The organism is Rhizobium tumorigenes (genome assembly GCF_003240565.2).
Taxonomy (GTDB): Bacteria; Pseudomonadota; Alphaproteobacteria; order Rhizobiales; family Rhizobiaceae; genus Rhizobium; species Rhizobium tumorigenes.
In genome coordinates this window covers 39,426-49,209 of sequence record NZ_CP117258.1, presented here as the reverse complement: position 1 = coordinate 49,209, position 9,784 = coordinate 39,426, and the positions used below count along the sequence as shown (strand labels likewise).

General features: G+C 57.3%; 13 protein-coding genes and 1 pseudogene. 9 read left to right on the top strand and 5 right to left on the bottom strand.

Annotated features, from left to right (window positions below):
• Positions 1-2: 2 nt before the first annotated feature.
• Positions 3-1,397 (top strand): type VI secretion system-associated protein TagF, encoded by a 1,395-nt coding sequence (gene tagF / locus PR017_RS23870; protein ID WP_111217224.1) that lies wholly within the window; start codon positions 3-5, stop codon positions 1,395-1,397.
• Positions 1,390-2,310, top strand: coding sequence for a serine/threonine-protein kinase (locus PR017_RS23865; RefSeq protein WP_111217226.1), 921 nt, complete (start codon positions 1,390-1,392; stop codon positions 2,308-2,310). The genes tagF and PR017_RS23865 overlap by 8 nt, the downstream gene beginning before the upstream one ends.
• 28 nt (positions 2,311-2,338) lie before the next feature.
• Here the strand turns inward: PR017_RS23865 and PR017_RS23860 are convergent, their stop codons facing one another.
• The gene (locus tag PR017_RS23860) at positions 2,339-3,469 is read right to left on the bottom strand and encodes a polysaccharide biosynthesis/export family protein (RefSeq protein ID WP_111217228.1); all 1,131 of its coding nucleotides are present in this window, start codon (positions 3,467-3,469) and stop codon (positions 2,339-2,341) included.
• Positions 3,470-3,808: 339 nt separating this feature from the next.
• Here PR017_RS23860 and PR017_RS23855 point away from each other — a divergent pair, with 339 nt between their 5' ends.
• The 5 genes and pseudogenes from PR017_RS23855 to PR017_RS23835 all read left to right on the top strand — a co-directional run bounded on the left by PR017_RS23855 (position 3,809) and on the right by PR017_RS23835 (position 5,793).
• A complete protein-coding gene (locus PR017_RS23855) occupies positions 3,809-4,036 on the top strand; it encodes a hypothetical protein (RefSeq protein WP_111217230.1) in 228 nt (75 codons plus the stop codon).
• 278 nt (positions 4,037-4,314) lie between these two features.
• Complete coding sequence (locus tag PR017_RS23850) at positions 4,315-4,458, top strand: hypothetical protein (RefSeq protein ID WP_154677455.1); 144 nt, start codon at positions 4,315-4,317, stop codon at positions 4,456-4,458.
• 11 nt (positions 4,459-4,469) lie between these two features.
• Positions 4,470-4,679 (top strand): annotated as a pseudogene (locus PR017_RS23845) (helix-turn-helix transcriptional regulator); the annotation flags it as partial.
• Positions 4,680-4,682: 3 nt separating this feature from the next.
• A complete protein-coding gene (locus PR017_RS23840) occupies positions 4,683-4,958 on the top strand; it encodes an AlpA family phage regulatory protein (protein WP_206423118.1) in 276 nt (91 codons plus the stop codon).
• 595 nt (positions 4,959-5,553) lie between these two features.
• The gene (locus tag PR017_RS23835) at positions 5,554-5,793 is read left to right on the top strand and encodes a DUF6894 family protein (RefSeq protein WP_111217232.1); all 240 of its coding nucleotides are present in this window, start codon (positions 5,554-5,556) and stop codon (positions 5,791-5,793) included.
• Between the two features lie 188 nt (positions 5,794-5,981).
• Here the strand turns inward: PR017_RS23835 and PR017_RS23830 are convergent.
• Both PR017_RS23830 and PR017_RS23825 read right to left on the bottom strand, forming a co-directional pair.
• Positions 5,982-6,760, bottom strand: a protein-coding gene (locus tag PR017_RS23830) for an IS5 family transposase (RefSeq protein ID WP_425070025.1) whose coding sequence is annotated in 2 segments (ribosomal slippage) — positions 5,982-6,418 and positions 6,418-6,760 — 780 coding nt in all. Because the reading frame shifts where the segments join, the coding sequence is not laid out codon by codon here.
• Positions 6,761-6,824: 64 nt separating this feature from the next.
• Positions 6,825-7,190, bottom strand: a complete 366-nt coding sequence (locus PR017_RS23825) for a hypothetical protein (protein WP_111221605.1) — start codon at positions 7,188-7,190, stop codon at positions 6,825-6,827.
• 275 nt (positions 7,191-7,465) lie between these two features.
• On the opposite strand from PR017_RS23825, the gene PR017_RS23820 reads away from it, so the two are divergent.
• On the top strand, positions 7,466-8,260 hold the full coding sequence (locus PR017_RS23820; RefSeq protein WP_111221606.1) for a YdcF family protein: 795 nt from the start codon (positions 7,466-7,468) through the stop codon (positions 8,258-8,260).
• A gap of 66 nt (positions 8,261-8,326) precedes the next feature.
• Here PR017_RS23820 and PR017_RS23815 read toward each other — a convergent pair whose 3' ends face one another.
• Positions 8,327-8,623 (bottom strand): hypothetical protein, encoded by a 297-nt coding sequence (locus PR017_RS23815; protein ID WP_111221607.1) that lies wholly within the window; start codon positions 8,621-8,623, stop codon positions 8,327-8,329.
• Entirely contained in the window at positions 8,604-9,074 is a 471-nt protein-coding gene (locus tag PR017_RS23810) for a hypothetical protein (protein WP_111221608.1), read from the bottom strand. Before PR017_RS23810 ends, PR017_RS23815 begins: the two co-directional genes overlap by 20 nt.
• A gap of 238 nt (positions 9,075-9,312) precedes the next feature.
• On the opposite strand from PR017_RS23810, the gene PR017_RS23805 reads away from it, so the two are divergent.
• A complete protein-coding gene (locus PR017_RS23805; protein ID WP_111221609.1) occupies positions 9,313-9,546 on the top strand; it encodes a hypothetical protein in 234 nt (77 codons plus the stop codon).
• The last annotated feature ends 238 nt before the right edge of the window (positions 9,547-9,784 follow it).

Here is a 9,784-nt window from a genome sequence, read left to right as displayed (position 1 = left end):
CCATGAACGACCGTGCCCTGCGCCAGACCAGCACCGAAGCCGATAAGGTCGGCTTCTTCGGCAAAGTCCCGTCCCACGGCGACTTCGTCTCGACCTGGCTTGCCCGCGGCCTGCAGGATGCGCTGCAAGTCTGGCTGCAATCCGGCGTGCAACGCCTGCAGCAGGTTTTCCCCGATGACTGGGAGGCACGGTTCAGGAGGATGCCCACCTGGCGCTTCGTCGTCGAGCGCGGCCCATGGGGAGCGGCAACACTTGCAGGTGTCATCCTGCCGAGCCTGGACCGGGTCGGCCGCAGGTTTCCCCTCGTCGTGGTCGCCTCTGTTCCAGGCTTCAGCGGCGACCCGCGCCGCATCTGCCTTGACGACAGCTGGTTCACCGCTGCAGAAGGAATTGCTGAGAGTTCCAGCCGCCGGGACTTCGACATCAAGGAGTTCACGGCAGGTTTGAAGCGCTTGAGAAGCCCCCACCCCGGCGACCTGGAACCGGAGGCAGGCCCGCGTGCAAGCGGCACTCTCTGGTGGCGGAGGGGTGACGACCGGCGCCTCGTTGGCTTTCGCACGGCCGGTGCTCCACAGCCCGGTGACCTCCTGCGGCTGCTGGTGGACGAGCAACCGGCAACCCCTCCCCCCGTCGCGCCCCAGCCGGCGGTCGCAGTGGTGCAGCCGGCAAACACCCAGAAACCTGCCGCGCCTCCGCCGGCGCCAAAACCGAAACCGCTGCCTTCGCTAGCGCTAAGCCACACCGAGGTATCCCATCCGGGCACACGTCTCTCGCTAAATGCGGACGCCAACCTGACGGCGGCAGAACGGGGCCTGTTTGCCCTCGCGGACGGGATCGGAGACGGCAATACGGCGGCAGAGGCTGCAAAGATCGCAATCGCGGCGCTTGATGAGTTTGTACCTCAGGAAACCATGGACGAGGCCGTGCGCGCCATCAAGGGCAAGCTCGGCCGCGCGCACGGACTGATCCAGGCGGTAAAAATGTCGTTTGAGAGGGATCCGCCGGGCTCAGCAATCGCCGCTCTTGTCATCCACGAGCAAAGCATCGCGTTGATCTGGGCCGGCGACGTGCGGTGCTATCTCATTCGCGATGGGATGATGCGCTGCCTTACCCGCGATCATCTCGAGGTTGGACTGAAGCGGGGCCTCTCCCGTTATCTCGGTCGCCCCGGCCAGTTCAGTCCGGAGGTGGTGTCCTACATAGTCCATCAGGGCGACCGCCTGCTTCTCTGCAGCAACCCGCTTTGCCGCGCGCTGCCGGAGCGCAGCATCGCCGAAATACTGATTTCGACGGAACTCGCCGCCGCTGCCGATGTCCTGGGGCAGGAAGCGTTGATCGCCGACTGCCGCGACAATTTCAGCGCGATCGTCATCGACGTCGGCCCCAGCAATGGCTGATAATACGCCATCCGGCTTTCACGAGGTGCAACAGAGGTTTGCAGCGCTTTGGCAAAGCCTTGTCACGGACGGTACGCGGCCCCGACCGGCGCCTGAGCGGAGGGGGCTACTGGATCAGGTCAGGTGTGCGCTGGATCGCGGCGAGGAACGGCTTTCCGACAGGCAGACGGCTCATATCGCCAACACCTTCAAGCTTGAGGACAAGATCCATGAGGGAACGTCGACGGTGGTCCACCGCGCCCGTCACCGCGACCTCGGCACCTATCATGCCGTGAAGATGCTGAAAGACTGCCATGCCGGCGACCCGGTCGCGGCCCGGCTGCTGCTACACGAGGCAGAGATCGGCCTGGCACTCCGCCACCCCCACATCGTCGCAACGCAGGCGCTGCTACGGCTCGAAGACGGGCGCCCGGCACTCGTTTTCGAATGGTGCAGTCAAAGCCTCTCCGATCGTCTTCGGGAGGGGTCTATTGCGATAGCCGAGATCTTCGACATCACAAGGTCAGTGCTTTCGGCGCTCGACGGCGTCCACGAAGCAGGCTGGGTCCACTGCGATCTCTCACCCGCCAATCTGCTGTTCGACGGCGATCGCCCGGGCCGGATCCGACTTGCCGACTTTGGCGTTGCCGTGGCTGTCGGCACGCGCCAATCGGAGCTCGATCTCTCCTTCGCAGGCCAGCCGGATTTCGCGGCACCCGAACAGATCGCCGGCAAGCCGCTTGATGCCCGTTGCGATCTCTACGCGGCCGGGCGCCTGCTCTCGCTTCTGCTCGAGCGTTGCGACGGCGCTTCGGAGGACATCTCGATATCGGCGCTTCGGGCATTCGCAGCCCAGCTCACACGATCAAACCCCGCGGACCGCCCCGAAAATGCGAAAGCCGCCCAGGCTGTCCTGGGCGGCTTTCAGGTCTAGGCGTTCGGCCCCGACGAGCTACTCCGGCTCACTTGCTGGCGCCGGGCAAAGGTGCGGCCGCTGTCGGCGCGCTCTTCTGGTAGATCGTGAAGAGTTTGGCGAAATCCACCGTCTTGGAATTGGTAGCGTAAAGGATGTCGCCATTGATGATCTGGAAGCGCTGCATCAGCGCCAGATTTGCAACATCCTTCATATCGACACGGTAGATTGCCGGCTTGGTGGTGACGGCAGGTCCCGCGAGACCGTTCGTACCGACCGCCGAACTGTAGACCTGCTGGTTGCGGACAACATAGAAATTGCTGGCATCGGCGCGGTCGTCGAGCAATCCGCCGGCCCGGCTGAAGGCCTGCATCAATGTCATCTTGCCGAGTTCGAATTCGAATTCCCCGACGCTCTTGAACGCGCCGAAAGCCGTGAAGCTCGGTGCATCCTTGCCGACAACGACCTGGTCTTCTGGAAGCAGGTAGATATTCTGGCGATCGTCGTCGAGCACGCGCTGCAGCTGTGCGGTGCCGCGCTGCTTGCCGCGGATGACGGTGACGCTGGTCGAACTCGGCGCAGCCGAAGCACCGCCGGCAAGAGCGATGGCGTCGAGCACGCGTTCCTTACGCGCGGTCAGCGGGAAGCGTCCGGCGGCGCGCACGTCGCCATTGACCGTGAAGGCGCTGCTGGGCTTGTCGACCACGGTCACAACAGCCTGGGGATTGACCGCCGATCCCTTCAAGCCGCTGACAATTCGCGCCCTCAAGGCATCAGGCGACGAATCGACGACACGCTGTCTGCCGACGAAAGGAAGCGTCACGGTGCCCGACGAATCCACGGTAAAGCGCCCGAGGTTGAGGGTCTTGCTCTGGGTCGACGAGAACAGTCCGTCCTCACCGGTATCGAGGATCGTGATGTCGATAACATCGCCGCGGCGGAGCTTGGTATCGCTGAAGCCGGCGGAACGCAGGCCACTCAGCCCTTGGTCGCCGGATGCGTAGGACAGCGGCGCCGTCATCGGCGGCGACATCGGCGCATCCGCAAGTCGGGTCACGGGGATCTGATGGTTAGTGTGCGGATCTTTGGCGTTATAGAAGCTCCCGGCCCCGGGTCCATCCGAAGGCGAAGCACAGGCGGACAGGATCAGCAGCATGAAAAGGGGTACGAGCTTCCGCATGACGTCGCCTTTGATAGAATCGTATGTTTGATAACTATCAATTCAGGCGGCGCGGGCAAGACAACTGTGTCCGAAAACGACAAATGTGACATTCCAGAGGCAAGCCCTGTGTCTTATCGGCAACCAGTGCTCGTACCGGAGAGCCCAAGGGTGTGTTGAAATTTAATGAATTGGTAGCGGGAGACTGTTTCAATCGCTCCCCCCAGGTGTCTCTGGGCAGATTTGCGGCGTAGTTGGCAGGAATCGCAATCCCAAATTTTCAGCAGCGGTTGACTGTCGAACGTTTATGGCACCCATTCTCATCGCGAGACGTGCACCGTTCAACGAGGATGTCAGATTATGGAAATGGAATTTTCCTACCAGCTGAGCGAGTTGCAGGACAATTATGAGGAAGGCACACCTGCTTACGGTATCATTGCCCTACTGCTTGCAAACGATTGCGATACTGGCATTCTAACGCCTGCACAGAAGCACGTGTTCGATACGGTCATCTGGCGAGGTTTGAGCAAGGCACAGAGAACGGAAGAACAAGAGCGTCGAGATTGGCTCGTAAACAAAGAAGACTGAAACGGGAGCAATGATAAATGTATTTTAGTTGGGATGAGCTCAAAAAACTTGGCTCTTTTCGATACGACGGGAAAGAGTATCCCGTTGCTGGCCACCTCAATCAGGCGTCGGCCAAGAGGGCCGCGGAATCCATGGCTCGTGAGCTTGGATGGAAAGGCAATCCCACTAATTCTCAAACGTAGTCGCCGAGCGACTTAACCAGTATCAATTCAAGCACGATATGAAGACCGGGTATGACCTCAGCGGAAAGGCACGGGTGGACGAAAGCGGCCATCCGTATGGCTGCCGACATCGCCGTTGAAAAGGGCGTTATTGTCCGACTTGAACGTGACGGCTCGATTACTGTCTCGCCGGTCGAAGCAGATGCTGTTGAAGAAATGAGAGCATTCATTGCTTCAAAGACTGATCTTGAGATTTATTGATGCCAAAGTGATCCGATCCATATTCCTACCCGCCTCGCGGGCTTTCGCGTGAGGAGGCGTCGCGCTACGTCGGAATTGGAGCGGCCAAGTTCGATGAGATGGTCTGCGACAAGCGCATGCCCAAACCGAAGAAGATCGACGGACGAGACGTCTGGGATCGCGTTGCCATCGACGCCGCGTTTTCTGATTTGCCGGCAGACGAGGAGAAGATAGTCGATAAAATTATGGGCCGCCGAAATCCCCCGCCTATTGTCCCGTCAGCAGTCGAACAGGCGACCGGTAATCCGTTGAGGAAGACAATTGCCAGCACTATGACCGCGGACCGGTTTTTGAAACTTAAGGAAGTAACGGCCCTTACTTCACTTGCTGCCTCAACGATCTACCGCAAGATGGAGCAAGGCATTTTCCCAAGACCACGTCGGCTCAGCGAAGCGTGTGTTCGATGGTTCGCATCTGACGTGGAAAAGTGGATGGTTGAACAGGCGGCGTCCGGCAAATGACAAAAGCGTCGTTCCAACAGGCAAGCTTTGATAGAATTCTGCGGGCTGCAGCTTGGTAAGCTTCGGGCAAGTTTCAATTTGGACAAGCCAATTCCCGGCCATGATGGCTGAATGCGGAAAACGTCAAATGAAATACGACTGGGAAGGGCCACAAGCCCGACTGCGCCGCAGAGTGCTCTTGCCCATTGGGCTATGCGGAAAACTTTTCCGTTCAGCGTTGGTAAGTTTAGCTAGCCCTGCGGCTTAGCCTGAAGCCGTTCACGCTCCACACGGTCGAGATCTGCATAGATTTTCCCTTGCATTCAACGCCGCCACCCGTCCCAGCCCGGCTCGATCGGCGCCGGCGACAGGGCAGTTATCTGGGGTTATGCCGCTCCATCAGCAAAGGCTGGGGAAGCATTTCCAGCTTACCCGACATCTACAAGCAGACTGTCCCACTACGCCGTGCAGCGCATCATCCGCAAGAAGTCTGACGCGTGACTGATCGCCGCGCTCCGGAAGCACATTGGATCCATTTCGTTGGCCGGCCAGCGGCGATGGGATAACGAGCAGTTGTGGGTTGGAACACCAAACCTCGCTTATGCGTTGAGCGGCAATGGCTAAATATCACTTCAATGTTCGCTATCCTGGCGGCTTCATCGACGACGAGGATGGCGTGGACCTTCCAGACATCGATCGCGCAAGACACGAAGCTGTTGTCGCCATCCGCGAGATTATTTCCGAGAAGGTGCTTTTGGGAAGCACCATAGAAACTGAGCAGTTTGAAATAACTGACCCCGAAGGCGAAATCCTCGACATTGTCACGTTCAGGTCAGTGCTCAGAACGACTTGGTGATTCTTCAGAGACATTGGAGCTTTGGTCTTGGTGGCGCCATCATCCTGGCTGCGGCGGCCGGGCTGGGGATGGCGGTTTCGCAGTTGGTGATGCAAGTCGCTAGGATGGTGAGATTGGCCTACTCCGGCCCAGCGGTGTTAGCCGCTAGTGCATGTCGGTGAGACCATGTATTTACTTTGCCACGTTAGCTAGGCCACGGACTCATTAGTTGAGGCGATCCATATCCTCGTCGCGACAAGCTTGAGGGCGGCCATGTAATTATCAGCGCGCCGGTCGTATCGCGTCGCGAGGCCTCGCATCTGCTTGATACGGTTGAAGAACCGTTCCACGAGATTGCGCTGACGGTAGACCCAGCGGTTGAAGCTGAATGTCTGCTTTCGATTGGCCTTTGCAGGGATATTCGCCCAGCACTTGCGTTGCTTGGCAAAGTTACGAATTGCGTCGGTGTCATATGCCTTGTCGGCGAGGATCGTCGCGCCGGGCCGCAGGTCGCTCAACAGCTTTTCAGCCATCGGTGCATCGGCGGCTTGGCCGGCGGTGAGTTCAAGCCGAACCGGTCTGCCATCTGCATCGACAAGAGCGTGGATCTTTGTCGTCAGGCCGCCGCGCGAACGTCCCATGCAAGGATCGGCAGATCCCCCTTTTTAGCGTTGGCACCATGCTGGTGAACGCGAACACAAGAACTGTCGATCATCACGATGTCTCCATCGTAACGCTTTGAAACGGCGTCCAGAAGACGATCCCAGACGCCCGCCTTGCGCCATCGGGAGAACCGATTGTAAAGCGTCGTGCGCGGGCCATAACGCTCCGGCACATCTCGCCAAGACGAACCAGTCCTGAAACGCCACAGGATGCCGTTGATCACCCGGCGGTCATCGACACGTTCAATTCCACGGCTATTGTTCGGCAAAAGAGGTGCAATGATAGCCCATTCTTCGTCGCTCAATTCATGACGGCGCATGGCAATCTCCTTTCAAGGAGATTGAATCACACACCGTCAATAAGATGAACCCCGTTTATGGGGACACTGCCTAGTTGTCTGGTGCTAGGGCATCCGGCCAAATGATGTGCAGACCCTTGCGAATGTGCTCACAAAATCTAGAGCTGATCGTCATGCCTTTAACCGTTTCAGAAGCTTTGGCGTGGATGCCTTCCCGAACCGCCGGGTCTAGCCCGACAAGGTCGCTTTTACCTTGGAAGAATTGCTTTGACGCTGCAATGTCGGCTGTTGTGAAAAAGAGAGCTTTGGCCTGACAGGCGAGCACTTCGTGGTAGGTTTCCCATAGCGACTGCTCAAGATCCAATCGGTCCTTGTTGCTGACACCGTCCTTCGTATCAGCGGCGTGAGCGCATGGTGCAAGCAGGCCCAAGACGGTCGCGATAACCATAGCCCTCATTAGATAGATCTCCAACCATGCATGGCTGATACCGCCTGGCGTGTCTTTCAGCAAGGGCTCTAGACCAACTGTCCAGATGCAGCTCGACCGGTTTCAGCTGATCGCTCGAAGTGATAATGAATGGTACGCATGGCAACACGACATGGATAAGCACGATAAAATGCTCTAACGAGTTATAGATATAATCGAGCGCCACCTCATTGCTCGGAAGAGTTGACTTCCCAGGTAAATAAAAGGCGTCTTCACGGCGACTATTCGATGAAAGTAGCCACTCGATGTCTTCCATAGTTTACGGGCTAATCGCGGCGGTATGCCTTCCGTCAAATTTCATAGGCGTGTTCGGCTTGTTTGGTGTAGTGGCGCTTTTTCTTCGATGGAAACGCACAGCCTGTTGGTTGTTCGGCACCTCCTCGGTTGTGCTTTGCCTCGCAGGCTGGTCCCCTGTTGGTCCGTATATGCTGAGGGCATTGGAAAATCGGTTCCCGGTGCCGGAACTACCCGGATCTGTGACCGGCATCGTGATGCTTGGCGGAGCTGAAGAGACGCATATCTCAGCGGATAGAAACACACTCACCCTCAACAATAATGCCGAGCGGATCTTTCAAACAGCTGTGCTTGCAAGGCGCTATCCACTTGCTCGCATTATACTTTCAGGGGGTGGTGGGCATCTCGTTGTCGACAAGATGCAAACCGAGGCAGACATTTCCCAGCGCGTCCTTGTTGACGTTGGAATATCGTCAGAGAAAATCGAAACTGATCGGCGCTCCCGCACAACCTTCGAAAATGCAGAGGAAAGCGTGATTTTGGCAAAACCGCAGCCCTCCGACAATTGGATACTTGTGACATCGGCCTACAACATGCCGAGAGCGATCGCCTCATTCAGGGCTGTCGGCTTCCCCGTGACGCCCTATCCGGTTGACTACCGTACCGGAACCGGCGGCTTCGGCCTTCCCCCCGGCAATATTGCCGATGCACTTGATATCGCCGACAACGCCGTTCACGAATGGATGGGTCTGGTCGTCTACCGGCTGACGGGCAAAACGCAGTTTGTGTTCCCGCATCCAGACTAGATATTGCCACTTGTCGATCGTGCGAACTCACTCGCGACAAGGCGAACCGGCTCTTTCAAAAAGAGCCTAGCGGCGGCGCGTTTGCTGCTTTTCCATTTCGTCCATACGCTCCAGGATTTCCTTCAGGCCTTCTTTGATGCCAACCTGCTTCTTGTCCTCGAGGATATCGCCAATGCGGTCGACTGATTTGATCAACTCATCCATCTGCATGCGATTTCCAAGCTCAAGGCCAACGCTGGCTAAAACGGGGTTCGCCTCTGCATGCTCCGGGCGCTTCTTGAGGTATCCGACGAGGCCCATGATGATGCCGGAAAAGAAGACACCGCCAAGGGTCAGGTATTCATTAAGGTTGCCTTGGTCCACGTCTTCCTGCCCTCTGTGCATTCATTTTGGTATCGATCGTTCTGGCGTCGCCAGCCGCACGCAGCACATTGATCATATCCATTCCCAGCGGGATCGACGCCAGGACCATGGAAATCCCAAAAGTCGGCTGGAATGACAGAAAGATGAGGGAGTAGGGAAAGCAGGAAAAGAAAGCCATTGCTGCCCGGAGATGCGGACTTCGTCGCCATGCGCCGTTGATCAGGAGAACGACCAGGCGTGCGCCTCCGAAGACCATAAGCCCGATGGCCCATGACCGCTGCGTGGCGATCATCAGCATTAGCTGATAGGCCTGCGTCTTCGTTGTGGCCATCAGATCTGGATTGGCGGCAAGCACCAGGCCGATCAAGAACACGCCGGCCGCAGCCGCCCATTCGGACAGACGTGGGAAAAATGCCGCCGCGAAGTTGTCGCGGATATGGGCGAGCATCATGGACGTTTCTCACATCGCATTGCTGTTTCTTTCGGTTGGTCGTCGAGAATGAGAGGGGTTCACTACGACACCTTATAAATATCGTTGTGTAGTGGTCTGCGGCATGCTCTTTGAGCGCCGATCACGACTTCTGGAATACAGCCTCGGCCGGCGCAATTTTGGAATAGCGCGCTGATACCTCTAAGCGCTCCGCTGTGACAGAGGCGTAGGCTTCCCTCAATGATATCGAGACGCGCACATGAACACTTCCTATAAAAAAGAAGCGGTGAAGCGCACCAGAAAGGTTTTCGCCTGGCTTCTTGTCTATATGATTTTTGCGATAGCAATAGTCTACATGACTGACAGCGATTGGGTAGCAATCTTATTGTCAGCTCCATTCACTTACATAGGCAGCAACGAAGTGATAAAACTTCGCGACAAGCTGAAATACTCGCCGGACACGGGGAAGCCGCCTGTTACTGGCGATAAATAATTCTACTGTACATTTGAGAGCGGGTTTTGATCAACGACTAGGTTTGCGACACCGCTATCGCAGTCGATCTTTTGAACGCTGTATATAGGCGCGGATCATCATGGTACTTAGAATGGGCTGGCTGACGAAATGTGGCGATCTGATTTAGGAACACTGACCAGCGCTCAGCCTCTTCCTTCGGAAGCTTCCAGAACACGAAGAACTTGCCATCGACCTCAATTTCAGCCGGACCGCCAGT

Bases quoted from the DNA above. Each gene is read 5' to 3' on its own strand.
- PR017_RS23805 (WP_111221609.1), top strand. From the start codon at position 9,313: ATGAACACTTCCTATAAAAAAGAAGCGGTGAAGCGCACCAGAAAGGTT.
- PR017_RS23865 (WP_111217226.1), top strand. From the start codon at position 1,390: ATGGCTGATAATACGCCATCCGGCTTTCACGAGGTGCAACAGAGGTTT.
- PR017_RS23840 (WP_206423118.1), top strand. From the start codon at position 4,683: ATGGGCCGCCGAAATCCCCCGCCTATTGTCCCGTCAGCAGTCGAACAG.
- PR017_RS23835 (WP_111217232.1), top strand. From the start codon at position 5,554: ATGGCTAAATATCACTTCAATGTTCGCTATCCTGGCGGCTTCATCGAC.
- PR017_RS23860 (WP_111217228.1), bottom strand. From the start codon at position 3,469: ATGCGGAAGCTCGTACCCCTTTTCATGCTGCTGATCCTGTCCGCCTGT.
- PR017_RS23820 (WP_111221606.1), top strand. From the start codon at position 7,466: ATGTCTTCCATAGTTTACGGGCTAATCGCGGCGGTATGCCTTCCGTCA.
- PR017_RS23855 (WP_111217230.1), top strand. From the start codon at position 3,809: ATGGAAATGGAATTTTCCTACCAGCTGAGCGAGTTGCAGGACAATTAT.
- PR017_RS23850 (WP_154677455.1), top strand. From the start codon at position 4,315: ATGGCTGCCGACATCGCCGTTGAAAAGGGCGTTATTGTCCGACTTGAA.
- PR017_RS23810 (WP_111221608.1), bottom strand. From the start codon at position 9,074: ATGATGCTCGCCCATATCCGCGACAACTTCGCGGCGGCATTTTTCCCA.
- tagF (WP_111217224.1), top strand. From the start codon at position 3: ATGAACGACCGTGCCCTGCGCCAGACCAGCACCGAAGCCGATAAGGTC.
- PR017_RS23825 (WP_111221605.1), bottom strand. From the start codon at position 7,190: ATGAGGGCTATGGTTATCGCGACCGTCTTGGGCCTGCTTGCACCATGC.